21 protein-coding genes are annotated in these 24944 nt (G+C 63.2%); 10 read left to right on the top strand and 11 right to left on the bottom strand.

Translation table 11 applies throughout. The annotated features are described in order from the left end of the window. Positions 1-19 precede the first annotated feature (19 nt). The 3 genes from GST84_19630 (at position 20) to GST84_19640 (ending at position 2266) form a co-directional block, all read left to right on the top strand. Complete coding sequence (locus GST84_19630) at positions 20-718, top strand: bifunctional 3-demethylubiquinone 3-O-methyltransferase/2-octaprenyl-6-hydroxy phenol methylase (protein ID XGB14412.1); 699 nt, start codon at positions 20-22, stop codon at positions 716-718. A gap of 2 nt (positions 719-720) precedes the next feature. Beyond that, entirely contained in the window at positions 721-1392 is a 672-nt protein-coding gene (gene mupP / locus GST84_19635) for an N-acetylmuramic acid 6-phosphate phosphatase MupP (GenBank protein ID XGB14413.1), read from the top strand. A gap of 133 nt (positions 1393-1525) precedes the next feature. Then, on the top strand, positions 1526-2266 hold the full coding sequence (locus GST84_19640) for a YciK family oxidoreductase (GenBank protein ID XGB14414.1): 741 nt from the start codon (positions 1526-1528) through the stop codon (positions 2264-2266). A 118-nt stretch (positions 2267-2384) separates the two neighbouring features. Here the strand turns inward: GST84_19640 and GST84_19645 are convergent, their stop codons facing one another. The 7 genes from GST84_19645 to GST84_19675 all read right to left on the bottom strand — a co-directional run bounded on the left by GST84_19645 (position 2385) and on the right by GST84_19675 (position 10288). Next, positions 2385-3170 (bottom strand): TenA family transcriptional regulator, encoded by a 786-nt coding sequence (locus GST84_19645; GenBank protein ID XGB14415.1) that lies wholly within the window; start codon positions 3168-3170, stop codon positions 2385-2387. 30 nt (positions 3171-3200) lie between these two features. Beyond that, positions 3201-5657 carry an EAL domain-containing protein gene (locus GST84_19650; protein XGB14416.1) on the bottom strand — a complete coding sequence of 819 codons (2457 nt, stop codon included), beginning with the start codon at positions 5655-5657 and terminating at the stop codon, positions 3201-3203. A 278-nt stretch (positions 5658-5935) separates the two neighbouring features. Next, positions 5936-7768 (bottom strand): ATP-binding cassette domain-containing protein, encoded by a 1833-nt coding sequence (locus GST84_19655; protein ID XGB14417.1) that lies wholly within the window; start codon positions 7766-7768, stop codon positions 5936-5938. After that, positions 7761-8393 (bottom strand): DsbA family protein, encoded by a 633-nt coding sequence (locus GST84_19660; protein ID XGB14418.1) that lies wholly within the window; start codon positions 8391-8393, stop codon positions 7761-7763. Before GST84_19660 ends, GST84_19655 begins: the two co-directional genes overlap by 8 nt. Before the next feature lie 3 nt (positions 8394-8396). Further along, positions 8397-9329 carry a rhodanese-related sulfurtransferase gene (locus tag GST84_19665; GenBank protein ID XGB14419.1) on the bottom strand — a complete coding sequence of 311 codons (933 nt, stop codon included), beginning with the start codon at positions 9327-9329 and terminating at the stop codon, positions 8397-8399. A 127-nt stretch (positions 9330-9456) separates the two neighbouring features. Beyond that, the gene (locus GST84_19670; protein XGB14420.1) at positions 9457-9753 is read right to left on the bottom strand and encodes a BolA/IbaG family iron-sulfur metabolism protein; all 297 of its coding nucleotides are present in this window, start codon (positions 9751-9753) and stop codon (positions 9457-9459) included. A gap of 10 nt (positions 9754-9763) precedes the next feature. Beyond that, positions 9764-10288 carry a DUF2059 domain-containing protein gene (locus GST84_19675; protein ID XGB14421.1) on the bottom strand — a complete coding sequence of 175 codons (525 nt, stop codon included), beginning with the start codon at positions 10286-10288 and terminating at the stop codon, positions 9764-9766. Positions 10289-10442: 154 nt separating this feature from the next. Between GST84_19675 and GST84_19680 the strand changes: the two genes are divergently transcribed. Then, positions 10443-11837, top strand: a complete 1395-nt coding sequence (locus GST84_19680; GenBank protein ID XGB14422.1) for a class II fumarate hydratase — start codon at positions 10443-10445, stop codon at positions 11835-11837. A 193-nt stretch (positions 11838-12030) separates the two neighbouring features. Further along, on the top strand, positions 12031-13089 hold the full coding sequence (locus GST84_19685; protein ID XGB15812.1) for an IS110 family transposase: 1059 nt from the start codon (positions 12031-12033) through the stop codon (positions 13087-13089). Between the two features lie 300 nt (positions 13090-13389). Here the strand turns inward: GST84_19685 and GST84_19690 are convergent, their stop codons facing one another. Further along, complete coding sequence (locus GST84_19690) at positions 13390-14343, bottom strand: EamA family transporter (GenBank protein XGB14423.1); 954 nt, start codon at positions 14341-14343, stop codon at positions 13390-13392. Positions 14344-14520: 177 nt separating this feature from the next. After that, positions 14521-16014 (bottom strand): polyphosphate:AMP phosphotransferase, encoded by a 1494-nt coding sequence (gene pap / locus GST84_19695; protein ID XGB14424.1) that lies wholly within the window; start codon positions 16012-16014, stop codon positions 14521-14523. Positions 16015-16150: 136 nt separating this feature from the next. On the opposite strand from pap, the gene mnmC reads away from it, so the two are divergent. From mnmC to GST84_19720, 5 genes are all read left to right on the top strand, one after another. Further along, a complete protein-coding gene (mnmC, locus tag GST84_19700; GenBank protein XGB14425.1) occupies positions 16151-18115 on the top strand; it encodes a bifunctional tRNA (5-methylaminomethyl-2-thiouridine)(34)-methyltransferase MnmD/FAD-dependent 5-carboxymethylaminomethyl-2-thiouridine(34) oxidoreductase MnmC in 1965 nt (654 codons plus the stop codon). Positions 18116-18529: 414 nt separating this feature from the next. Next, positions 18530-20317, top strand: a complete 1788-nt coding sequence (locus GST84_19705) for an N-acetylglutaminylglutamine amidotransferase (protein ID XGB14426.1) — start codon at positions 18530-18532, stop codon at positions 20315-20317. Between the two features lie 3 nt (positions 20318-20320). Continuing rightward, complete coding sequence (gene ngg / locus GST84_19710) at positions 20321-22066, top strand: N-acetylglutaminylglutamine synthetase (GenBank protein ID XGB14427.1); 1746 nt, start codon at positions 20321-20323, stop codon at positions 22064-22066. 204 nt (positions 22067-22270) lie between these two features. Continuing rightward, entirely contained in the window at positions 22271-23455 is a 1185-nt protein-coding gene (locus GST84_19715) for an osmoprotectant NAGGN system M42 family peptidase (protein XGB14428.1), read from the top strand. A gap of 83 nt (positions 23456-23538) precedes the next feature. Further along, positions 23539-23766, top strand: a complete 228-nt coding sequence (locus GST84_19720) for a YheU family protein (protein XGB14429.1) — start codon at positions 23539-23541, stop codon at positions 23764-23766. A 14-nt stretch (positions 23767-23780) separates the two neighbouring features. Here GST84_19720 and csrA read toward each other — a convergent pair whose 3' ends face one another. Further along, positions 23781-23960 carry a carbon storage regulator CsrA gene (csrA, locus tag GST84_19725; protein ID XGB14430.1) on the bottom strand — a complete coding sequence of 60 codons (180 nt, stop codon included), beginning with the start codon at positions 23958-23960 and terminating at the stop codon, positions 23781-23783. A 120-nt stretch (positions 23961-24080) separates the two neighbouring features. Then, positions 24081-24890, bottom strand: a complete 810-nt coding sequence (locus GST84_19730; protein ID XGB14431.1) for an SDR family oxidoreductase — start codon at positions 24888-24890, stop codon at positions 24081-24083. Between the last annotated feature and the right edge of the window lie 54 nt (positions 24891-24944).

Below are 24944 nucleotides of genomic sequence, written 5' to 3' on the forward strand. Positions count from 1 at the left end.
AGTTTCAGAGGACTGTTCAATGAGCAACGTCGACCGCGCCGAAATCGCCAAGTTCGAAGCGCTGGCCCACCGCTGGTGGGACCGCGAAAGCGAGTTCAAGCCGCTGCACGAAATCAACCCGCTGCGCGTCAACTGGATCGACGAGCGCGCCAGCCTGGCCGGCAAGAAAGTGCTGGATGTGGGTTGCGGTGGCGGCATCCTCAGCGAAGCCATGGCCCTGCGCGGTGCCACGGTCACCGGTATCGACATGGGCGAGGCGCCATTGGCGGTGGCCCAGCTACACCAGCTGGAATCGGGCGTGCAGGTGGAATACCGGCAGATCACCGCCGAAGCCCTGGCCGAGGAAATGCCTGAACAGTTCGATGTGGTCACCTGCCTGGAAATGCTCGAGCACGTGCCCGACCCGTCTTCGGTGATTCGCGCCTGCTACCGCATGGTCAAGCCTGGTGGCCAGGTGTTCTTCTCCACCATCAACCGCAACCCCAAGGCCTACCTGCTGGCCATCGTCGGCGCCGAGTACATCCTGAAGATGCTGCCGCGCGGCACCCATGACTTCAAGAAGTTCATCCGCCCCTCCGAGCTGGGCGCCTGGAGCCGCGATGCCGGCCTGCAGGTGAAGGACATCATCGGCCTCACCTACAACCCGCTGACCAAGCACTACAAGCTCAACAGCGACGTCGACGTCAACTACATGATCCAGACCCTGCGCGAGGAATAAGCATGCGTTTGCGAGCAGTACTCTTCGACATGGACGGCACCTTGCTGGACACGGCGCCGGACTTCATCGCCATTTGCCAGGCCATGCTCGCCGACCGCGGGCTGCCGGCCGTTGACGACAACCTGATCCGTGGCGTGATCTCGGGTGGCGCCCGCGCCATGGTTGCCACTGCGTTCGCCATGGACCCGGATGCTGACGGCTTCGAGGCCTTGCGCCTGGAGTTCCTCGAGCGTTACCAGCGCGACTGCGCGGTGCACAGCAAGCTGTTCGAGGGCATGGCCGAGCTGCTGGCCGACATCGAAAGAGGCAACCTGCTGTGGGGCGTAGTCACCAACAAGCCGGTGCGCTTCGCCGAGCCGATCATGCAGCAACTGGGCCTGGCCGAGCGTTCGGCGCTGTTGATCTGCCCGGACCACGTGAAAAATAGCAAACCCGACCCCGAGCCGCTGATCCTGGCCTGCAAGACGCTGAACCTGGACCCGGCCAGTGTGCTGTTCGTCGGCGACGACCTGCGCGACATCGAGTCTGGCCGTGACGCTGGCACCCGCACGGCGGCAGTGCGCTACGGCTATATTCATCCAGAGGACAACCCCAACAACTGGGGTGCCGACGTGGTGGTCGACCACCCGCTGGAACTGCGCAAAGTGATCGACAGCGCGCTGTGCGGCTGCTGAACCGTAACTGACAACGACGAGGAACCCTGTGGGAGCGGGCTTGCCCGCGAACGAGGCGAAGCCCTTGCCTTGCACCGCGGCGCCAGCTTCGCGGGCAAGCCCGCTCCCACAGGGGCCGAGATAGGGATACGAAATGTTCGACTACACCGCCCGCCCCGACCTGCTGCAAGGCCGGGTCATCCTGGTTACCGGTGCCGGCCGTGGCATTGGTGCCGCGGCTGCCAAGGCCTATGCCGCACTGGGCGCCACCGTGCTGCTGCTGGGCAAGACCGAGGCCAACCTGAACGAGGTCTACGACCAGATCGAAGCCGCCGGTCACCCGCAGCCGGTGGTCATCCCGTTCAACCTGGAAACCGCCCTGCCACACCAATACGACGAGTTGGCGGCCATGATCGAAGACCAGTTCGGTCGCCTCGATGGCCTGCTCAACAATGCGTCGATCATCGGCCCGCGCACGCCGCTGGAACAGCTGTCAGGCGACAACTTCATGCGCGTCATGCATATCAACGTCAATGCCACCTTCATGCTCACCAGCACCCTGCTGCCGCTGCTGAAGCTGTCGGAAGACGCCTCGGTGGTGTTCACCAGCAGCAGCGTCGGGCGCAAGGGCCGGGCTTACTGGGGCGCTTATGGCGTGTCGAAGTTCGCCACCGAAGGCCTGATGCAGACCTTGGCCGATGAACTGGAAGGCGTGGCGCCGGTGCGCTCCAACAGCATCAACCCCGGCGCCACGCGCACGGCGATGCGGGCCCAGGCCTACCCCGGCGAGAACCCGCAGAACAACCCGCTGCCCGAAGAAATCATGCCGGTATACCTGTACCTGATGGGGCCGGACAGCACAGGAGTGAACGGGCAGGCGTTCAACGCTCAATAAACCTGCACTGGCCTCTTCGCGGGCTTGCCCCCTCCCACAGGTATGGCTCAGTCCTTGAGGGCTGCGCAGTGCCTGTCGGAGCGGGCAAGCCCGCGAAGAGGCCGCTACAGGCGAACGATCAGCCGGCAGCCAACGCCGGCCGCATACGGCCTTGCTGGCGCCCTTCCAGCTGCATGCAGCGCTCCAGGAACAGGTACATGCAGTCGTAGCTCTTGCAAATGGCCCTGCGCAGCTCGTTGCGCAACCCCAGGGTCGGGTTTTCACCGGCCAGGGTACAGATGATTTCCAGCGCCTCCCACGGGTGCGCATCGTCATATTGGGCATGCATCTTCAGCCACTTCATCGCCCGCTTGCGCCCTTCTTCCGGAAAACCCTGCGCATAGGTGTCGGTCGAGCACACCACCGCCGACCATTCACCGGTCGCACCTTCGATGGCGTAGTTGGTAGCCGCCATGGAAATGGCCAGGTTCTCGGTGGCGCACACCCGCCAGCACCAGTCGTTCAGGCCGTTCAGCTCGGGCGGCACTTCTTGCGCCTGCAACTCGTGCAGGTGCACACCGTGCGCCTGGCACCAGTTCACCCAGTAGTCGGCATGGTTGAGCTCGACGCGGATGTTGCGCATCAGCCAGCGCCGCGCCATGTCTTCGCCCTGGTGCCGGCCATAGCGGGTTTTGGTCAGGTTATGCGCCATGTACAACGAAAACTGCTCCACCACCGGCCAGCCCCCGATCAAGTACTGACGGATGGTCGATTGCTTAAGCTGGCCATCGCGTAGACGGGCATAAAACTCATGCTCAACCACCCGTCGCTTGCTCTCGCGGCAGTCTTCAATCAGTTGCTGGGCCCATTGGGGGTAGCTGGCGGGGTCCATCAAAGGCCCGATACGAACGAATGCGTCAATCACTTTCAGCTCCTTGATCCTTGTGATTTCCAACTAGCGAAACGTGCCAGGTGCTCGCTGCAACAGAGGCCGGGCGGCGATCCGTTGGCGCTGCAGACTGTCACAGGTGAACACCTGGGGGCGTTCGATCAGGTAGCCCTGGGCATAATCCACGCCTATTTCCTGCAAGGCCTGCTCGATCAAGGGTGTTTCGACGAACTCGGCAATAGTGCGCTTACCCATCACATGGCCGATATGGTTGATGACCTCGACCATGGCCCGGTTGACCGGGTCGTCGAGCATGTCCTTGACGAAACTCCCGTCAATCTTCAGGTAATCCACGGGCAAATGCTTGAGATAGGCGAACGACGACATGCCGGCGCAAAAATCATCAAGCGAGAAACGGCAACCCAGCCCTTTCAACTCGTTGATGAAGCGAATGGCGCTGCCCAGGTTGGCAATGGCGCTGGTTTCGGTAATTTCGAAACAGATCATCCGCGGCGGAATGGCGTATTCGACGAACAACCGCTGGAGGTATTCAAGGAACTTGTCGTCGCCAATGCTGGAGCCCGACAGGTTGATGGCACAGGTCGACAACGGCCCTTCACGCCCTTCTTCCAGGCACTGGCGTATGACCATGAACACATTGCGCACCACCCAGCGGTCCAGCGCAGTCATCAGGCCGTAGCGCTCGGCGGCCGGGATGAAGCTGCTGGGCAGGATGGTGCGGCCGCTTTCGTCGTGCAGGCGCAACAGAATTTCGATATGGCCCGGGCCCTCGAAGGTTTTAAGCGGGGCGATTTCCTGGGCGTAGAGGCAAAAGCGGTTTTCTTCCAGGGCCACATGCAGGCGCTGGATCCAGGCCATTTCGCCAAAACGCATGGACAGTTCGCTGTCGTCGGCGTGGTACACCTGCACACGGTTTCGGCCCTTTTCCTTGGCCATGTAGCAGGCCATGTCGGCGGCGCGCAGAGAGGCCTCCAGGGTGCCGGGGGCCTGGGCCATATGCACCAGGCCAATGCTGACCGTGGTCACGAACGGCCGCCCTTTCCATACGAAGTGCAGGCTCTGCACCAGTTGACGTAATTGTTCGGCAATGCGCTCGGCCTGGTCGGGCGGGCAGTTTTCCAGCAGCACGCCAAATTCATCGCCACCCAGCCGCGCCAGCGTATCGCCCTCACGCAGGCCGGATTGCAGCACCGCGCAGATGTGCCGCAGCAACTCATCGCCGGCCGCGTGGCCACAGGTGTCGTTGACCAGCTTGAACTGGTCGAGGTCAAGGAACATCAGCGAGTGCCGCCCGGCCTGACGCGCCAGGTCGTTGAGCGCCTGCTCCAGGCGGTATTCGAACTCGCGGCGGTTGGCCAGCCCGGTCAGGGCGTCATGGGTTGCCTGCCAGGACAGATTGGCGATGTACTGGCGCTCCTGGGTCATATCGTGCAGCACCAGCACAATGCCACTGACCTGGCCATCACTGACAATCGGCGAGCCCACCAGGTTGATCGACACAGTACTGCCGTCCAGGCGCTGGATCAGCCGGGCATGCTCGGAGCCGCCCTTGAGGCTACCGCCGAGCACCTGTTCGACCAGGCTGCGACCATCATCCTCGGCGTGCTCATCAACCAGGCTGAACAGCGCTGACAGTGGCAGGCCCTGAGCCTGGCCGGATTGCCAGTGGGTCAATTGTTCGGCGGCCGGGTTCATATAGCCGATATTGCCCTCGACATCGGTGGTGATCACCGCATCACCGATGGCCTGCAGGGTAATCTGCGCACGCTCTTTTTCTTCCTGCAGGGCACTGGCAAAGGCCTGGCGCTGGGCCAGCAGCTTGCTGGAGCGCCCCCAGGCAATCGCTATCAGGAACATCGCGGTCAGCAGGTTGGTGATCAGCAGCACCCGGAGCAGTGCGCGCGAGCCCTCGCCCAAGGCATCGCTGAAGGCCTTGGCCGCTGGGGTCACGCCTTCGTTGATGGCGACAATGCGGGCCTTCCAATCGCTGACGGTGTCGGCATCCACCGGGCCACTGGCAAAACGCTGGCGCATTTCACCGGCCAGCACATCCAGTTTGGCCAGATAGTCGTCGCCGATGTCCCAGTAATCAATGGCTGTCTGCATATAGCTGACATGGCGGAAATTGCTGTAGAACCAGATGATCCGCGCGACATCGTCAGGGTGGTTGCCACCTTGCAGTACCGCCTGTCGCGCGGCGTCCAGATCAGGGTTGGGGTGGTCGAGTACCTCGCGCAGGCGATGATCCCCCTGAGGCACGGTAATGGCCTGGCGATAGCGTTGGTAGGTGCTGTCGTCGCGCGTCTCGCTGTACAGATTGAGGTAGTAGATGGCATCTTTCTGCGCCTTGGACCACAGGCTTTCGCCCGCGACATAGGCGCGCACGGCCGAAAGCGTATAAAGGCTGAGGCTGCCCAACGCGACCTGAAGGACCACGACGGCGATGAAAGGCCATGTGATGCCGAGCAACTTTGGCGCTTCGAGTGTGCGATTTCCCTTCATGGAGTCCCTGTCACAGAGCAGATAAGGCGTAAATCGACCCAGACAAGCACAGCGTAGGCCATTTGCCATCGCTGTGGGGGGGATTTTTATGACAAGGAATCGGGGAATTTGTACAGCGTATGCGCTGGCCATTGTTGGAGCGGGTTTACCCGCGAAGAAGACATGGCACGGGCTTCGCCCGTGTTCGCGGGCAAGCCCGCTCCCACAGGGATCGCACCAGCTTTTAGAAATTGAGCAAGACAGTTGCTCCCACAAGCCCGGTGAAGGCAGCCAGATAATCAGCTCTGCTGCAGGTGCCCGTAAAGCTTGGCATATAACCCACCCTCGGCTATCAGCTGCTGATGGTCGCCGTCTTCGGCCACGTGCCCGCCATCGAACACCAGCACCCGGTCGGCCTGTTTCACCGCCGACAACCGATGGGCGATGATCAGCGTGGTGCGGCCGCTGAGGAAGCGCGCCAAGGCCTGATGCAGGTTGTACTCGGTGGCAGCATCCAGGGCTGAGGTGGCCTCGTCGAGGATCACCACCTTGGGCTCAGCCAGCACCATGCGGGCAATGGCCAGGCGCTGGCGCTGGCCACCGGACAAGCGCACGCCTGAACGCCCCACCACACTGTCCAGGCCCTGCGGCAAGGCGGCGATGGTGGCATCCAGCTGGGCGATACGCAGCGCCTGCCAGCACGCATCATCGCTGCAGTCGCGGCCCATGGTCAGGTTGGCACGCACGCTGTCGTTGAACAGCGACGGGTGCTGCAACACCACCGCGACGTTCTCGCGCAGGGTTTCCAGGCCGATTTCCTGCAGGCTGGCACCGCCAAAGCGAATGGTCCCGGCCTGGGCGCTATAAAGGCCCAGCAACAGCTGCACCAACGTGCTCTTGCCGCCGCCGCTGGCACCGACAATCGCCACCTTCTCACCCGCAGCGATAGACAGGTCGAGGTGGTCGAGCACCGGCTCGTCGGCATAGGCAAAGCGCAGATCGCGCACTTCAATGCCCACCGTTTCGCGCCCGGCGAACGGGTTGCTGGCGGCCGGGTATTGCGGCTCGTCGGCACGCGCCAGCAGTTCGTTGAGGCGGCTCAGCGCACCGCCTGCGGCGTAGTACGCATATTGCAGATTAAGCAGTTGCTCCACCGGGCCGATCATGAACCACAGGTAGCTGAACACCGCCAGCATCTGGCCGATCGACAGATCGGAAAACAGCACGGTCAGCATGGCCGCCGCGCGGAAAATGTCGATGCCGAACTGGAACAGCAGGCCACTGGCACGGCCACTGGCATCGCTTTTCCATTGCGAGTCCACGGCGTAATCGCGCACCTCGCGGGCACGCAGGCCCAGGCGGCCAAGGAAGTAACCCTGGCGGTTACCGGCGCGGATTTCCTGGATGGCATCGAGGGTTTCCGCCAGCGCCTGGGTAAAGCGCGCGGTGCTGTCGTTCTCAAGCTTTTTCAGGTGTTTGACGCGCTTGCCCAACTGCACCGTGAAGTAGATCACCAGCGGGTTGAACAGCAAGATCAGCAAAGCCAGCTGCCAGTGCATCCAGATCAGGATGGCCGCCGTGCCGGTCAAGGTCAGCATGGCCACCAGGAAGCGGCTGAGAGTTTCGCCAACGAACTTGTCGAGGGTGTCCAGGTCGGTGACCAGGTGGGTGGTCACCGTGCCGCTGCCCAGGCTTTCGTATTCCTTCAGCGAAATACGCTTGAGCCGCTCGATCAGGCGGATGCGCAGGCGGTAGACAATGTCCTTGGCCAGCCCGGCGAACAGCTTGGACTGGATGACGTTGAACGCCAGCGCGGCCAGGCGCAGGCACAAGGTGAGCGCCAGCATCAGGCCGATGTAGCCGGCTGCCACCTGCCAGCCGGACGGCAGCAGGTGGTTCATCCACTTCAGCGCGGCGTCACCATGGCCGAGCAGCACTTCGTCCACCAACAGCGGCAGCAGCAGCGGAATGGGCACGCTGCAACATGCCGCCAGTAACGCTATAAGGTTGGCGGACCAGAGGTTTTTCTTGTGATGCAGGGCCAGGCGGCGGATTTCCGCCCAGCTCAGTCGATCGCCCGCAGTGTAAGGCTTGCCCGGTACCGGGTCGGGTGACCCAGGCACATCAAGCACAGGCGGCCTGCTGCAGCCAGCGGCCGAGCAAGGGTTGCAGGCGCTCCAGCGGCTGATAGCCGTTGGTCAGCAAAGCCAGTTGGCCATTGCGCTCGGCCAGCAGGGTCGGGAAACCGGCAATACCCAGGTCCTGAGCCCAGGCGAAGTCGGCCGCGGTGGCGGCACGGGTATCGGCACGGGCGAAGGTTTCGGCGAACGTGGCACGGTCGAAGCCACACTGCGAGGCTAGCTCGACCAGCTGCGGCGCGATGGTCACATCGACGCCCTGCTCGTAGAACGAACGCTGGATCAACGCCAGCAGCGGCCAGACGCGTTCGGCATCCAGCTCGCGGGCCGTGACCAGGGCGCGGCAGGCCGGCTCGGTGTCGTAGACGAAGCCGTCAGGCATGGCCCCCTCGAAGCGGAACGGCTGGCCGGTAGCATCAGCCACCGCCTGCCAGTGTTCCAGGATGTACTTGCGAGTGGAGCTGTCCAGGGCGCTGCCGCCAGTGCGCAGCCCGCCCGGTACCAAGTGGGCAGGCACGCCTGCCTCACGCGCCTGGGCGATCAGGGCCGCAGCCACTGGCGCAAAACCCCAGCACCAGGAGCACATCGGGTCCATCACATAGATCAGGCGTGCAGACATGCTTCAAGCCTCGGCTTTGTAGTTGTAACCGATCGGGTGCGGCAGGTTGCGGGCCTTGGCCAGCTCGATCTGCTTCTGCCGGTCGATGGCACTGCGCCGGGTCTTCTCGCTTAGGCTGTCCCAGCAATGCGGGCAGCTGACACCTGGCGAATAGTGCTCGGACGCGCGCTCCTCTGCATTGATCGGGTGGCGGCAGGCGTGGCACTGGTCGTACTCGCCTTCGCTCAGGTCATGGCGCACCGTAACCCGGTTGTCGAAGACAAAGCAGTCGCCGTCCCACAGGCTTTCTTCCTGAGGCACTTCCTCGAAGTATTTCAGGATGCCGCCCTTAAGATGATAGACCGACTCGAAGCCTTCACCGAGCATGTAGCTGGAGGCCTTTTCGCAACGGATGCCGCCGGTGCAGAACATGGCGACCTTCTTGTGCTTGCTCGGGTCGAAATTGGCCTTGATGTACTCCGGGAACTCGCGGAAGGTTTCGGTCTTCGGGTCGATGGCGCCCTTGAATGTACCGATGGCCACTTCGTAGTCGTTGCGGGTGTCGATCAGCAGCACTTCCGGGTCGCTGATCAGGGCGTTCCAGTCCTTGGGCTCGACATAGGTACCAACGGCCTGGTTGGGGTCTACGCCCGGCACGCCGAGGGTGACGATCTCTTTCTTGAGCTTGACCTTGGTGCGGTAGAACGGCTGTTCGTCGCAGTACGACTCTTTATGGTCGATATCGACCAGACGCGGGTCGTTGCGCAACCAGGTCAGCAGGCCATCAATGCCCTCCCGGGTGCCTGACACGGTGCCGTTGATGCCCTCCTGGGCCAGCAGCAGGGTGCCTTTGACGTTGTTGTCGAGCATGGTCTTGAGCAGCGGCTCGCGCAGCTCGACGTAGTCTTCCAGGGTGACGAACTTGTACAGCGCCGCGACGACGATGGCTTGAGACATGTAACGGAATCTCCAGGTGGTTGCCCTCGTAAGGGGCGGACCGGGTTTGACAGTTGCACAAAAAGCAGGGGGCCGCTAAGCGGCCCCCTTGGGGTGATGCAGATTCTACCAGAACAACAAAACGGTTTCAGTGCCCGCCGCCCGCACACACGGGCGAGGCCGGTGCAACGCCGACCTTGGCCCACTCTTCGGCGGTGTAGGTGTGGATGGCCAGGGCGTGGATCTCGCCCATCAGCTCACCCATGGTGGCGTACACCTTCTGGTGGCGCTTGACGCTGTTCAGCCCGGCGAACTGCTCGCTGACGATCACGGCCTTGTAGTGGGTCTCCTGACCACGACTGTGCATGTGACTTTCATTGAGCACTTCCAGGTGTTGCGGCGCCAGCGCGGCCAGTTGCTGTTCGATACGTTGTTGCATAGTCATTGCGGCGTACTCACTTCTTCGCTGGGGCAGCGGCCTTGCCTGCGTTCGGGTCCAGCTCTTTGGTCATGTCTTCCAGCAGCTTGTTCACCACCGGAACGGCTGGCTCCAGGCTCTGCTGGGTCAGCTGTGCCGACTGCTGGGTGACCTTGGGCATTTCACGCAGCACTTTCTTGCCCAGCGGCGATTCGTAGAACTTGACCAGGTCCTTCAGTTCCTGCTCGGTGAAGGTGCGGGTGTACAGGTCGACCATCTTCGGCTTCAGCTTGTTCCAGCCGATGGCGTTGTCCAGCGCGGCATTGGCCTTGGCCTGGTAGCTTTCCAGTACGGGCTGCTTGGCGGCCGGGGCCTTGGTCTGGGCGAAACGCTGGGCAAACATCTGCTGCACTTGCATGTACACCGGGGTGCCCAGCTTGTCGGCGTTGGCCAAGGTCAGGAATTTCTCGGCAGCAGCGTTGTGACTGGCGGTGGCAGCGAGTACCTGGCCGCTGGCGCAAACCAGGGCAACGGCGGCACAAAGGACACGGAGACGGGTCATTGCATTTCCTTCAAAGAGAGGGAGGCGGGCACCTCAGAGTAGAGCATTCTGCGCCGTGGTGGCGATGTGCTCAAGTGGCACGACGAGCGACGGAACCGCTCGGTCGAATCAGGGCCTAAACTGCGATTTCGAACTACACAGGAGTGAGTACAGAATGAGCCGTATCGAGACAGACAGCCTGGGCCCGGTCGAAGTTCCGGAGGACGCCTACTGGGGTGCGCAGACCCAGCGTTCGCTGATCAACTTCGCCATTGGCAAGGAGCGCATGCCCCGCGCGGTATTGCACGCCCTGGCACTGATCAAGAAGGCCGCGGCGCGCGTCAACGACCGCAATGGCGACCTGCCGGCCGACATCGCCCGGCTGATCGAGCAGGCCGCCGATGAGGTGCTGGATGGCCAGCACGACGATCAGTTCCCGCTCGTCGTCTGGCAGACGGGCAGCGGTACCCAGAGCAACATGAATGTCAACGAGGTGATCGCCGGGCGCGCCAACGAACTGGCCGGAAAAGGCCGTGGCGGCAAGGCGCCAGTACACCCCAATGACCACGTAAACCGCTCGCAGAGCTCCAACGACTGCTTCCCCACCGCCATGCACATTGCGGCAGCCCAGGCGGTGCATGAAAAGCTGCTGCCGGCCGTCACCGAACTGTCTTCGGGGCTGGCCGAGCTGTCGATGCGTCACCACAAGCTGGTGAAAACCGGCCGCACACACATGATGGACGCCACGCCGATTACCTTCGGCCAGGAAGTGTCGGCCTTCGTCGCCCAGCTCGATTACGCCCAGCGCGCCATCCGCGCCACCCTGCCGGCGGTGTGCGAACTGGCCCAGGGCGGTACTGCCGTGGGTACCGGGCTCAACGCTCCACAGGGTTTTGCTGAGGCCATCGCTGCCGAACTGGCGGCGCTGTCCGGGCTGCCGTTCATCACGGCACCCAACAAGTTCGCCGCTCTCGCCGGCCACGAACCGCTGACCAGCCTGGCGGGGGCCCTGAAGACCCTGGCCGTGGCCCTGATGAAAATCGCCAACGACCTGCGCCTGCTGGGGTCCGGCCCGCGCGCCGGGCTTGCCGAGGTGCGCCTGCCAGCCAACGAGCCGGGCAGCTCGATCATGCCGGGCAAGGTCAACCCCACTCAGTGCGAGGCGCTGTCGATGCTGGCCTGCCAGGTACTGGGCAACGACGCGGCCATCGGCTTTGCCGCCAGCCAGGGGCATTTGCAGTTGAATGTGTTCAAGCCGGTAATCATCCATAACCTGCTGCAGTCCATCGAGTTGCTGGCCGATGGTTGCCGCAACTTCCAGGCACATTGCGTGGCGGGTATCGAGCCGGATGCCGAGCAGATGGCCGCGCACCTGGAGCGCGGGTTGATGCTGGTGACGGCGCTGAACCCGCATATCGGCTATGACAAGGCGGCAGAAATTGCCAAGAAGGCTTACAGCGAGGGCACGACCTTGCGCGAGGCGGCATTGGCGTTGAAGTACCTGACCAATGAGCAGTTCGACCAGTGGGTGCGGCCGGAGGACATGCTGGCGCCGGGCGGCAAGGGCTGACTGCTCTGTAGCCTGTACCGGCCCTTTCGCGGGTAAACCCGCTCCTACGCCGAGAGGCGATCCATTGTAATCGATGGACTCGCCCCCGCCGAGGCATCACAGTGCCACGGTGGTGTTCGAAGAAGCCAACGGCAGCGAGGGCGAGACCATGAAAAAGCATAGTTCGAAACACGATTCCCTGTCTTCCACTGATGTGGAGCTTTGCACAACCATCTGCGTAGACCTGGCCAAACAGGTCTTCCAATTAGCAGGCGAGGACGCTACTGGTCGGGTGATCTACGAAGATCGCATCAAATCCCGCCAAGCGTTCCATGATTTCCTGCTCAAGCTGCCAACGACCGTGGCCGTTTTGATGGAATGCGGTCCAGGTGCACAAGCTTGGGCCAGACTGCTGCAGGCCAAAGGTAATCCGGTTCGCATCCTGCCGGCGCAACGTGTCGCCGAACATCGCAGCGGTGCAAAGAACGATCGTAACGACTGCTATGCCATTTTGCGTGCCGGTCGCGATACGAGCATCGCTTCGATACCGATCAAGAGCACCACAGCACTGGCTATTCAAGCGCTGCACCGTATCCGGCGCGGTAACATCAAGCGACATACCGCGCTGGGTAATCAGATCCGTGGTTTGCTACTTGAGCATGGCGTATCCATGCCCCAGGGTGATGCCGCGATCAATAAGCATGTGCCTCAGGCGCTTGAGGATGCTTCCTTGCCTCTGCCCGACTTGTTGCGCGAGTTGCTCGATGAGTTGCTGATGGACTGGTTGTCTTTAGGTGAACGCATAACGGTGCTGAGCCGGCGGCTCGAAGCGACTGCCCAGGAGGATAAAGTCGCTCAGCGACTGATCACCATTCGCGGCGTCGGCCCTATCATTGCCACGGCGATCGTGGCGAAACAGACCGACCCCAGCCGCTTCGCCAGTGGCCGAATGTATTCCGCCTTCTTCGGTATCGTGCCCGATCAGCACAGCAGCGGAAACAAAATCAGATTGGGCAAGATGAGCAAGCGCGGTGACGGCTACATACGCAGCCTGCTGATCCAGGGCGCCCATTCTGTTTTGAGTCAGTTAAGGCCTGATTCCGATCAGCCAGATGATCGCCGCCTCTTGCGCTGGCTATCCCGCCTTGGGCGCAAGGAGGCGGCGATCAGGCTGGCTAATCGAAATCTGCGGATTATCTGGACGCTGTTACAGAGCGATCAGGTTTACCAACGCAAACCGAACGAAAAACCGGAGGCGGCTATGAGCCTCTGACCAACCGGGTAATGCCATCGGGGCGCTAGGCGCTCCAACCCCTGCTAGTGAACATTGACCCTAGGTAAGACCGTCGCAGACCGATGCCTCCGCTCCTACAGGCCTGATAGTGGCCTCAATGTAAACGGCACACTGCGAGCTCACCACGATGTTGGCCAGAAGCAAAAAGCTTCCTCGAATAGGCCTGATACATAGATGCAACCGGGTTCCTATGTTCAAAAAGCAGCTAGACAGTGTGGGCGAGTCCATACATAGGAGCGGGTTTACCCGCGAAAGGGCCGGTACAGGCAATCGACAGACCTAGGCCAACCGCGCCCTGCGGGCCCGCCAACCCGCCACCAGCGAGGGCCCCAGCGCCACCAGCGCCGAACCGAACACCACCGTGACCGCCCCCACATAGCCCAGGGCGTTGATGTCCTCGGCATGCACATAGTCAGGCCACACCAATGCCGCCAGCGCCACCGCAACGAAGGTCACCAGCGGGGTCAGCGCCAGCGTGGCACTTACCCGTGAGGCCTCCCAGTGCGCCAGCGCTTCGGCAAAGGCGCCGTATGCCACCAGGGTGTTCAGGCAACAGGCCAGCAGCAGCCAGCCTTGTACCGGGGTCAGTTGCAAGGCCTCCAGCGGGTGCACCCAAGGTGTCAGCAACGCAGCACAGCTGAGGTAGATCACCATCATCACCTGCTGCGAATGCCACACGGTCAGCAACTGCTTCTGGCTCAGGGCGTAGAACACCCAGATACTGGTCGCCAGCAAGATGGTCAATACGCCCGTGGTATAGGCACCCAGTGAAGTCAGCAATTCCTCCAGGCGCTGGTTGAAGAACAGGCCAAACCCTGCCAGCAGCACCAACAGCCCCATGCCCTGCCCCACACTGAAGCGCTCGCGGAACACGAATACGCTGGCCACCAGCAACAGCACCGGGCCGATCTGTACCACCAGTTGTGCGGTGCCCGGGCTAAGCAGTTTGAGACCGATCAGGTAAAGCACGTAGTTGCCCATCAGGCCGAACACCGCAACCAGCACCAGGCCCTTGCCCCTGGGCGCCAGTTTGCGGATGGACGGCAAACGCCGTTGAGCCGCCAGCCAGGCGAACAGCAGGCCACCGGAGACCAGCAGCCGGTACCAGGTGACGGTGATCGGGTCGACCACTTGCAATACCTGCTTGAGCTTGATCGGCAGGATGCCCCAGAGCAGCGCCGTCAGAAGTGCCAGGAACAGCCCATAGCCCCAGCGGCCAGAAGTGGTGTGCATAAAATCCTCGATCAAGCCCGTGGTGGGGGTGATTGAATTCTACGGGGTTGGAGGACGGTCACGGTGCAGAGTGCCGAGAAAAGAATTCATCAGGTCATTCTTCCAGGGCATGGCTGGGGGGCGAGGTGTTGCCTGTGCTGACCGCGAAAGCGCCAGAACAGGCAACATCACATTGGGCTATTTCTTGTGCTTGGCAAACGCCTCTTCCAGCGCCTGGTTGATGGTGCGCAACACCTTCACCCGCGCCCAGCGCTTGTCATTGGCCTCCACCAGCGCCCACGGGGCAATCTCGCTGCTGGTACGGTCGACCATGTCGCCCACAGCCTGGGTGTACTCGCCCCACTTGTCGCGGTTGCGCCAGTCATCCTCGGTGATCTTGTAGCGTTTGAACGGAATCTGCTCTCGCTCTTCGAAGCGCTCCAGTTGGGTCTGCTGGTCGATCGCCAGCCAGAACTTGACCAGCACAACGCCGGCATTCACCAACTGCTCTTCAAAGTCGTTGATCTCGCTGTAGGCACGCATCCAGTCAGCCGGGCTGCAGAAGCCTTCCACCCGCTCCACCAGCACCCGGCCATACCAGGAGCGGTCGAAGATGGTGAACTTGCCCCGTGCCGGGATGTGCCGCCAGAACCGCCACAGGTACGGCTGGGCGCGCTCTTCTTCGGTGGGTGCGGCAATCGGCACGATGCGGTACTGACGTGGGTCCAGCGCCGCCGCCACGCGTCGGATGGCGCCCCCCTTGCCGGCCGCGTCGTTGCCCTCGAACACCGCCACCAGCGCGTGCCGGCGCATGCGCTTGTCACGCAGCAGACCGGCCAGACGGGCCTGTTCGGTGATCAACTGTTCCTGATAGTCGGCCTTGTCCAGGCGCAACGTCATGTCCAGGGCGCCAAGCAGGCTGCGGTCGTCGATGCTATGGCTCAGCGGGGCCACGTTGCCCTGGTGCTTGCCCTTGGGATTATTGGCCAGCGCGGCTTGCAGGCTTTCCAGCAGAATACGCCCCACCGCCAGGCTGCGGTAATTCGGGTCTACCCCTTCGATGATGTGCCATGGTGCATAGTCGCGGCTGGTGCGGCGCAGCACGCGCTCACCAAAGCGCACGAAGCGGTCGTACGTTTGCGACTGCTGCCAATCCAGCGGGCTGATCTTCCAGCTGTGCAGCGGGTCGTCCTTGAGCGATTTCAGCCGTGCCTTCATCTGCTTCTTGGACAGGTGGAACCAGAACTTGATGATCAGCGCACCCTCATCGCAAAGCATCTCCTCCAGGCGTTCGGCACCGGTAATGGCCTGATCGAGCACGGCATCCTTGAACACCCCGTGCACCCGCCCCTGCAGCATCTGGCTGTACCAGTTGCCAAAGAACACCCCCATCCGCCCCTTGGGTGGCAAGGCCCGCCAGTAGCGCCAGGCGGGCGGGCGGGCCAGCTCTTCGTCGGTCTGCTGGTCGAAGGTGAGCACATCGATCATGCGCGGGTCCATCCACTCGTTGAGCAGCTTTACCGTCTCGCCCTTGCCGGCGCCTTCGATGCCGTTGATCAGCACGATCACCGGAAACCGCGCCTGCTGCTTGAGTTCGTACTGGGCTTCGAGCAGGGCCTCGCGTAAAGCGGGTACCTCGGCGTCGTAAGCCTCCTTGTCGATGCTGTGGCCGATTTCGGCAGATTCGAACATGCACTGGCTCCTTCAATGGATAAGCAAGACTAGCGGATTTCATTTCTGCCTGTACGGGCCTCTTCACGAATGAACGCGCTCCCACAGCTCATCCGGATGGCATAAAATCCCGCCATCCGCTGCAACCGAGCCCACCATGCCCACCCTCCTCCAGCACGCCCAGATCGACTGGGACGACCAGGGCCGCCCCCATTCGCGGCACTATGACGACGTCTATTTCGCAGTCAACGAAGGCATCGAAGAAACCAAGCACGTGTTCCTCGGCCAGACCCGCCTGGCCGAGCGATTTGCCAACCTGGCGCCGCATGCCTGCACGGTGATCGGCGAAACCGGCTTTGGCACCGGCATGAATTTTTTCTGCGCCTGGCAGCTGTTTGACCAGCACGCACACAGCGACGCGCGCCTGCACTTCGTCAGCGTCGAGAAGTACCCACTCGCCCACGCCGACATGGCCCGCGCAGTAAGCCTGTGGCCTGAACTGGCCGCCTATACGGGGCCGCTGCTGGAGCAGTACGTGGCGGTGCACCCGGGCTTTCAGCAGTTCACCTTCGCCGATGGCAGGGTCACCCTGACCCTGTTGATAGGCGATGTGCTGGAACAGCTGCCGCAGCTCGATGCGCAGATCGATGTGTGGTTCCTCGACGGCTTCGCCCCCGCCAAGAACCCCGACATGTGGACCCCGGCGCTGTTTGCGCAACTGGCGCGGCTATCGCATCCGGGCACGGTGCTGGGCACCTTCACCACCACCGGCTGGGTACGCCGCAGCCTGGTCGAAGCTGGCTTCGCCATGAAGAAGGTGCCAGGCATCGGCAAGAAGTGGGAGGTGATGAGCGGCGCCTACGTCGGCCCCCTGCCCGGCTCATGCGCGCCCTGGTACGCGCGCCCCGCTGTTGCGCAGGGGCCGCGCGAGGCGCTGGTGATCGGTGCCGGACTTGCCGGCAGCAGCAGCGCCGCCAGCCTGGCCCGGCGTGGCTGGCAGGTAACCGTGCTGGAGCGCCACGAAGCCCCGGCCCAGGAAGCTTCGGGCAACCCGCAAGGGGTGCTGTACCTCAAGCTGTCCGCCCATGGCACCGCACTGTCGCAGATGATCCTGTCCGGGTTCGGCTACACCCGGCGCCAGCTGCAGCGGTTGCAGCGTGGCCGTGACTGGGATGCCTGCGGGGTGCTGCAACTGGCCTTCGACAGCAAGGAGGCCGAACGCCAGGGCAAGCTGGCTGTCGCCTTCGACCACGGCTTGCTGCACTGCCTGGCGCGCGCCGAGGCCGAAGCCATCGCCGGCGTGGCGTTGCCTGGCGGCGGGTTGTTCTACCCCGAAGGTGGCTGGGTGCACCCGCCGGCGCTGTGCCAGCAGCAGTTGCAGCACCCCGGTATTCACCTGGTGGCCCACCAGGAAGTGCTCGAACTGCGCAAAGTGGGTGAACGGTGGCAGGCCTGGGCTGGCGACCAACTATTAGCCAGCGCTCCAGTGGTGGTCCTGGCCGGCGCGGCCGATGTGCGGCGCTTCGAACCTTGCGCGCAGTTACCACTCAAGCGCATTCGTGGGCAGATCACCCGCTTGCCGGCCACCGCCAGCAGCCAGGCGCTACGCACCGTGGTGTGCGCGGAGGGCTATGTGGCACCGCCGCGCGAGGGTGAACATACACTGGGGGCAAGTTTTGACTTCCACAGTGAAGACCTTGCGCCGACGGTGGCCGAGCACCGGGGCAACCTGGCGTTGCTGGATGAGATTTCTACTGACCTGGCCCGGCGCCTGGGCGTGGCCGAGCTGAACCCCGAGCAACTGCAAGGGCGCGCGGCGTTCCGTTGTACCAGCCCGGATTATTTGCCGATTGTCGGGCCGATGGCTGACGCGCAGGCGTTTGCCGAAACTTATGCCGTGTTGGGGCGTGATGCCCGACAGGTGCCGGATGTGGCCTGCCCTTGGCTGGAGGGGTTGTATGTGAACAGCGGGCATGGGTCGCGCGGGTTGATCACGGCACCTTTGAGCGGGGAACTGGTGGCCGCCTGGGTGTGCGGCGAGCCGTTGCCGTTGCCGCGTGAGGTGGCGCAGGCGTGTCATCCGAACCGGTTTGCCTTGCGCAGGCTGATCCGGGGGAAGTGATTGCTTCGGGCGCATGGCGTTGAATTTATTGCGCCGGTGAGATCGAGCGCCGCCCGCGCGGCGCATCGCGAGCTGCGCTCGCTCCTACGTTTGTTTCGGGCCAATTATTCCTGGGGGATTTGCGCGCGAACGCTTTGGTGTATGACCCTGTATTGCGTCGTACGAGCAAGGCGGTCGCGCGCGCCTGTTACAGGCGTTACTGGCCCGAAACAAACGTAGGAGCGAGCGCAGCTCGCGATGCGCTGCGCACGCGGCGCTCGATTTCTGCAATACTGCGAGATCCCAGGCAATAACCTGCCACCTCAACCTTATATAACAAACTGTTCTAAAACTCTAAAAAAGCAAACAGGTCAGTTCATTAAGGTGCCCTAATCCGGGGCATCACCTCCCCAACGGAAAAACCGGTAAGGACTTATGTGCGGATTAGCAGGAGAATTACGTTTCACCCCCATCGACCAAGCCCCTCGCCCAGCCGACCTGGCTGCGGTAGAGCGCATTACCCATCACCTGGCCCCGCGTGGCCCGGATGCCTGGGGCTTCCATAGCCAAGGCCCGATCGCCCTGGGCCACCGGCGGCTGAAAATCATGGACCTGTCCGACGGCTCGGCGCAGCCGATGGTCGACAACACCCTGGGCCTGTCATTGGCCTTCAACGGCGCCATCTACAACTTCCCCGAACTGCGCGAGGAACTGCAGGCGCTGGGCTACAGCTTCTGGTCCGACGGCGACACCGAGGTGCTGCTCAAGGGCTACCACGCCTGGGGCGCTGCCCTGCTGCCCAAGCTCAACGGCATGTTTGCCCTGGCCATCTGGGAGCGCGACAACCAGCGCCTGTTCCTGGCCCGCGACCGCCTCGGCGTCAAACCTCTGTACCTGTCGCGCAACGGCGAGCGCCTGCGCTTTGCCTCGACCCTGCCGGCACTGCTCAAGGGCGGTGACATCGACCCGATGCTCGACCCCGTGGCACTCAACCACTACCTGAATTTCCACGCCGTGGTACCGGCACCGCGCACCCTGCTGGCCAACGTGCAGAAACTGGAGCCTGGCACCTGGATGCGCATCGACCGGCATGGCGAAGTGGAGCGCCAGGTCTGGTGGCAACTGCACTACGGCCCCCACCCCGACGAGCGTGAGCTGGACCTGGAAGGCTGGACCACCCGCGTGCTTGACGCCACCCGGGACGCCGTAGCCATCCGCCAGCGGGCTGCTGTGGATGTTGGCGTATTGCTGTCCGGTGGGGTCGACTCCAGCCTGCTGGTGGGCCTGTTGCGCGAAGTGGGGGTGGAAGACCTGTCGACCTTCTCCATCGGCTTCGAGGATGCCGGCGGCGAGCGCGGCGACGAGTTCCAGTACTCCGACCTGATCGCCAGGCACTACGGCACCCGCCACCACCAACTGCGCATTGCCGAACACGAGATCATCGACCAGTTGCCGGCCGCGTTTCGCGCCATGAGCGAGCCGATGGTCAGCCACGACTGCATCGCGTTCTACCTGCTGTCGCGGGAAGTGGCCAAGCACTGCAAGGGCGTACAGAGCGGCCAGGGTGCCGATGAGCTGTTCGCCGGTTACCACTGGTACCCGCAGGTGGACGGCGCCGACGACGCCTATGCTGCTTACCGAGATGCGTTCTTCGACCGCAGCCACGCCGAATACCGCGACACCGTGCAGGCCCCCTGGCTGCTGGAAACCGACGCCGCCGGCGACTTCGTACGCGAACACTTCGCCCGCCCCGGCGCACCGGCTGCGGTGGACAAGGCGCTGCGCCTGGACAGCACCGTGATGCTGGTCGACGACCCGGTCAAACGGGTGGACAACATGACCATGGCCTGGGGCCTGGAGGCGCGCACGCCGTTCCTCGATTACCGCCTGGTGGAACTGTCGGCACGCATTCCCGCACGCTTCAAGCTGCCCGATGGCGGCAAGCAGGTGCTCAAGCAGGCGGCGCGACGGGTGATCCCGCATGAGGTGATCGACCGCAAGAAGGGTTACTTCCCGGTACCGGGCCTGAAGCATCTGGAAGGTGCCACCCTGGGCTGGGTACGCGAGCTGTTGACCGACCCCAGCCAAGACAGAGGGTTGTTCAACCCGGCCATGATCGACCGCCTGCTAAGCAACCCGCACGGCCAACTGACGCCATTGCGCGGTTCCAAGCTATGGCAACTGGCGGCGCTTAACCTGTGGTTGAGCGAACAAGGAATCTGACCGATGAAAGCCCATGAAATCGCTTATGGTCAGCGCCTGCTGCGCGGCCAGGCGCCGTCCTATGAGCGCCTGCAAGCGCGCTTGGCCGGTGACGGCAGCCAGCCCCATGACCAACCGCGTGCCGTGCACTGCGGCTGGGGCCGGCTGCTGATAGGCCACACCTACCCCGACCCGGTTTCCCTGGCCGAGGACTTGCTCGACGAGCACCCGGGCGAACGCGACATCGCCCTGTACGTGGCCGCACCGCAGCAGGTGCTGGCCCAGGCCCCACAGCAGCTGTTCCTCGATCCGTCCGACACCCTGCGCCTATGGTTCACCGACTACCGCCCGGCGCAGCGAGTATTTCGCGGCTTCCGCGTGCGCCGGGCACAGAACCCCGCCGACTGGCAGGCAATCAACACCCTGTACCAGGCCCGCGGGATGCTCCCCGTCGACGCCGAGCTGCTTACCCCCCGGCACTTGGGTGGCCCGGTGTACTGGCTGGCAGAGGACGAAGACAGCGGCTCGGTGATCGGCAGCGTCATGGGCCTGAACCACACCAAAGCGTTCGATGACCCCGAGCATGGCAGCAGCCTGTGGTGCCTGGCGGTGGACCCACACTGCACCCGCCCGGGCGTGGGCGAGGTGCTGGTGCGCCACCTGATCGAACACTTCATGAGCCGTGGCCTGGCTTACCTGGACCTGTCGGTGCTGCACGACAACCGCCAGGCCAAGCGCCTTTACCAGAAACTGGGTTTTCGCAACCTGCCCACCTTCGCCGTCAAGCGCAAGAACGGTATCAACGAGCAGTTGTTCCTCGGGCCTGGCCCGCAAGCCGACCTCAACCCCTATGCACGCATCATCGTCGACGAGGCGCTACGCCGCGGCATTGAAGTGCAGGTGGATGACGCCGCTGGCGGCCTGTTCACCCTGAGCCTGGGCGGGCGACGCATTCGCTGTCGGGAATCGCTCAGCGACCTGACCAGTGCCGTGACCATGACCCTGTGCCAGGACAAACGCCTGACCCAGCACGCGCTGCACAACGCTGGGCTGCAGGTGCCAGCGCAACAGCTGGCTGGCAATGCCGATGACAACCTGGCGTTTCTCGACGAGCATGGCGCGGTGGTGGTCAAGCCGGTCGATGGCGAACAAGGCCAGGGCGTGGCGGTGAACCTGACCTGCATCGACGACATCACCCGTGCCGTGGCGCACGCCCGCCAGTTCGACAGCCGCGTGCTGCTGGAAAGCTTCCACGCCGGGTTCGACCTGCGCATCGTGGTGATCGGCTACGAGGTGGTGGCCGCCGCCATCCGTCACCCGGCGCAGGTGCTGGGCGATGGCAAACACAGCGTGCGCCAGTTGATCGAAGCCCAGAGCCGTCGCCGCCAGGCCGCCACCGGTGGCGAAAGCCGCATTCCGCTGGACGACGAAACCGAGCGCACCTTGCGCGCAGCGGGCGTTGGTTATGACGACGTGTTGCCGGCCGGCCAGCGTCTGGCCGTGCGGCGTACGGCCAACCTGCACACCGGCGGCACCCTGGAGGACGTCACCGAACGCCTGCACCCGGTGCTGGCCGATGCTGCCGTGCGCGCGGCACGGGCACTGGAAATTCCGGTGGTGGGGCTGGACTTCATGGTGCGTGATGCCGGGCAGCCGGAGTACGTGATCATCGAGGCCAACGAACGTGCTGGCCTGGCCAACCATGAACCGCAGCCCACGGCCGAGCGTTTTATCGACCTGCTGTTTCCCCATAGCCGGCCTTTGGCGTAAACCCGTGCCGGCCTCTTCGCGGGCAAGCCCGCTCCCACAGGGATATCACCGCCCTTGAAGGTTGCGTTGTACCTGTAGGAGCAGATTTCCCGCGAAGGCAGCGTTGTACCTGTAGGAGCGGGCTTGCCCGCGAAGTCAGCGCTGTACCTGTAGGAGCGGGCTTGCCCGCGAAGAGGCCAGCACAGGAGTAAAGGAGTCCCCAACATGTCCGAGCGACACCCCGAACCCGATCTCGACTACCTCAAACGCGTGCTGCTGGAAATGCTCGCCATCCCCAGCCCCACCGGTTTCACCGACACCATCGTGCGCTACGTGGCCGAACGCCTTGACGAACTGGGCATCCCCTTCGAGCTGACCCGCCGCGGCACCATTCGTGCAACCCTCAAAGGTCGGCAGGCCACCCCCGATCGCGCCGTCTCTGCCCACCTGGATACCATCGGCGCCAGCGTGCGCCAGTTGCAGGACAATGGCCGCCTGGCCCTGGCGCCGGTCGGTTGCTGGTCCAGCCGTTTTGCCGAAGGCAGCCGGGTTAGCGTGTTCACCGATACCGGGGTATTCCGTGGCAGCGTGCTGCCGCTGATGGCCAGCGGGCATGCCTTCAACACGGCCATCGACCAGATGCCGATCAGCTGGGACCACGTGGAAGTGCGCCTGGATGCCTACTGCGCCACACGCGCCGACTGTGAGGCACTGGGCGTGAGCATTGGTGATTTCGTGGCCTTCGACCCCTTGCCCGAGTTCACCGAAAGCGGCCACATCAGCGCCCGTCACCTGGACGACAAGGCTGGCGTAGCCGCATTGCTGGCGGCATTGAAGGCCGTGGTGGAAAGCGGCCGCCAGCCGCTGATCGACTGCCACCCGCTGTTCACCATCACCGAGGAGACCGGCTCGGGTGCAGCCGGCGCCCTGCCCTGGGACGTCAGCGAGTTCGTCGGCATCGACATTGCCCCGGTGGCGCCTGGGCAGGCGTCCAGCGAGCATGCGGTCAGTGTGGCCATGCAGGACTCGTCGGGACCTTACGACTACCACCTGTCCCGGCACCTGCTGAAACTGGCCGGCGACCACGACTTGCCGGTGCGGCGCGACCTGTTCCGCTATTACTTCAGCGATGCCCATTCGGCGGTGACGGCCGGGCACGATATCCGTACCGCGCTGGTGGCCTTTGGTTGCGATGCCACCCATGGTTACGAGCGCACCCATATCGACAGCCTGGCAGCACTGAGCCGGCTGTTATCAGCCTACCTGCTGAGCCCGCCCGTGTTTGCCAGCGACTCGCAGCCGGCCAATGCATCGCTCGAGCGCTTCAGCCACCAGCTGGAACATGATGCGCAGATGGAAAGCGACACGCGGGTACCGGCGGTGGACAGCCTGGTCGGAAACAAAGGCTAAACGCCCATGGGGCTGCAAAGCGGCCCCAACACCTCGAATGTTTCGCGTAGCATGCTCATACCCACTTCAGACACCACCCGACCATGCTGATCCCCTACGACCAACTGCAAGCCGAAACCCTGACCCGCCTGATCGAGGACTTCGTTACCCGCGACGGCACTGACAACGGCGACGATACCCCGCTGGAAACCCGCGTGCTGCGAGTACGCCAGGCGTTGGCCAAAGGCCAGGCTTTCATCCTTTTCGACCTGGAAAGCCAGCAGTGCCAGTTGCTGGCCAAGCATGATGTGCCCCGCGAACTGCTCGAATAGCAGGTCTGGCCTGTTCAGGCCTTGTTCTGCTTGGACGCCTTGATGCGCTTGTAAACTTCGGCTCGATGCACCGGCACCTCACGCGGGGCATCCACACCAAAGCGCACCACGCCGTCCCGGGTCTCCACCACCATGATCCGGATATCATCGCCAATCATGATGACCTCCCCCACTTCACGCCCTATTACCAGCATGTTCCGATCCTCCTGCAAAAGGAAAAACCGGAGCCTGCCCCGTAGGCATTCAGCTACTCAATAGCTCCACTGCGATTCAGAAGCCCCTTACGCATTTGAGTAACTTCTCCTACAGACCAATCATCGCGACTGGGCTTTTGCCCGCATTTTCACCGCCATTTCGGCCATCTCGTCATACAGCCGCTCAGGGGCCTGGCGTTTCAGTTGCCAGGCCTGGCGCCCTGCCTCATGGGGCAGGATGAGGAACTCGCCTGCAGCGACCTGCTGATGGATATAGTCGGCAATGTCCGCCGCACTGATCGGCGAACCTTCGAGCAGCTTGCCCACCTGTGCCTTCATCGCCGGGTTCGGCCCGCGGAACGAGTCCAGCAGGTTGGTCTGGAAGAACGACGGGCACACCACGTGCACCGCCACCTCAATCTGGCGCAACTCCACCAGCAGGCTTTCCGACAATGCCAGCACACCGGCCTTGGCCACGTTGTAGTTGCTCATGCCCGGGCCCTGCATCAGTGCAGCCATCGAGGCGACGTTGATAATGCACCCCTTGCTGCGCTCCAGCAGCGGCAGGAACGCCTTGCAACCCTTGACCACGCCCATCAGATTGACGGCGATCTGCCAGTCCCAGTCTTCCAGCGACAGCTCGGCGAAGAACCCGCCCGAAGCGATACCGGCGTTGTTGACGATCACATCGACCCCACCAAATTTCTCTTCGCAGGCCTGGGCAAGGGCCGTCAGCTGGCTATAGTCGCGCACATCGCAGCGCTGGACGAAGCCGTCGCCACCGGCCTGATGAACCTGCTCCAGCGTTTCGCGCAGGCCGGTTTCGTTAACATCGGCCAGTGCCAGGCGCCAGCCCTCACGTGCCCAGCGCAGGGCGATCTCGCGGCCGAGGCCGGACCCGGCGCCGGTGATCATGATGCGTTTTTGCATGGTCGCAGGCCTTGTTCTGACAGGTAGTCCGGTGAGTCTAATCAAGGCGTTGCC

Source organism: Pseudomonas putida (assembly GCA_041879295.1).
GTDB classification, from domain to species: Bacteria; Pseudomonadota; Gammaproteobacteria; order Pseudomonadales; family Pseudomonadaceae; genus Aquipseudomonas; species Aquipseudomonas putida_Y.

What these genes read in the sequence shown, in the direction of transcription:
- csrA (XGB14430.1), bottom strand. Translation starts at nt 23,960, where the DNA reads ATGCTGGTAATAGGGCGTGAAGTGGGGGAGGTCATCATGATTGGCGAT.
- mnmC (XGB14425.1), top strand. Translation starts at nt 16,151, where the DNA reads ATGCCCACCCTCCTCCAGCACGCCCAGATCGACTGGGACGACCAGGGC.
- GST84_19680 (XGB14422.1), top strand. Translation starts at nt 10,443, where the DNA reads ATGAGCCGTATCGAGACAGACAGCCTGGGCCCGGTCGAAGTTCCGGAG.
- GST84_19650 (XGB14416.1), bottom strand. Translation starts at nt 5,657, where the DNA reads ATGAAGGGAAATCGCACACTCGAAGCGCCAAAGTTGCTCGGCATCACA.
- GST84_19675 (XGB14421.1), bottom strand. Translation starts at nt 10,288, where the DNA reads ATGACCCGTCTCCGTGTCCTTTGTGCCGCCGTTGCCCTGGTTTGCGCC.
- GST84_19630 (XGB14412.1), top strand. Translation starts at nt 20, where the DNA reads ATGAGCAACGTCGACCGCGCCGAAATCGCCAAGTTCGAAGCGCTGGCC.
- GST84_19670 (XGB14420.1), bottom strand. Translation starts at nt 9,753, where the DNA reads ATGACTATGCAACAACGTATCGAACAGCAACTGGCCGCGCTGGCGCCG.
- pap (XGB14424.1), bottom strand. Translation starts at nt 16,014, where the DNA reads ATGTTCGAATCTGCCGAAATCGGCCACAGCATCGACAAGGAGGCTTAC.
- GST84_19705 (XGB14426.1), top strand. Translation starts at nt 18,530, where the DNA reads ATGTGCGGATTAGCAGGAGAATTACGTTTCACCCCCATCGACCAAGCC.
- GST84_19715 (XGB14428.1), top strand. Translation starts at nt 22,271, where the DNA reads ATGTCCGAGCGACACCCCGAACCCGATCTCGACTACCTCAAACGCGTG.
- GST84_19730 (XGB14431.1), bottom strand. Translation starts at nt 24,890, where the DNA reads ATGCAAAAACGCATCATGATCACCGGCGCCGGGTCCGGCCTCGGCCGC.
- GST84_19660 (XGB14418.1), bottom strand. Translation starts at nt 8,393, where the DNA reads ATGTCTGCACGCCTGATCTATGTGATGGACCCGATGTGCTCCTGGTGC.
- GST84_19665 (XGB14419.1), bottom strand. Translation starts at nt 9,329, where the DNA reads ATGTCTCAAGCCATCGTCGTCGCGGCGCTGTACAAGTTCGTCACCCTG.
- mupP (XGB14413.1), top strand. Translation starts at nt 721, where the DNA reads ATGCGTTTGCGAGCAGTACTCTTCGACATGGACGGCACCTTGCTGGAC.
- GST84_19640 (XGB14414.1), top strand. Translation starts at nt 1,526, where the DNA reads ATGTTCGACTACACCGCCCGCCCCGACCTGCTGCAAGGCCGGGTCATC.
- GST84_19720 (XGB14429.1), top strand. Translation starts at nt 23,539, where the DNA reads ATGCTGATCCCCTACGACCAACTGCAAGCCGAAACCCTGACCCGCCTG.
- ngg (XGB14427.1), top strand. Translation starts at nt 20,321, where the DNA reads ATGAAAGCCCATGAAATCGCTTATGGTCAGCGCCTGCTGCGCGGCCAG.
- GST84_19690 (XGB14423.1), bottom strand. Translation starts at nt 14,343, where the DNA reads ATGCACACCACTTCTGGCCGCTGGGGCTATGGGCTGTTCCTGGCACTT.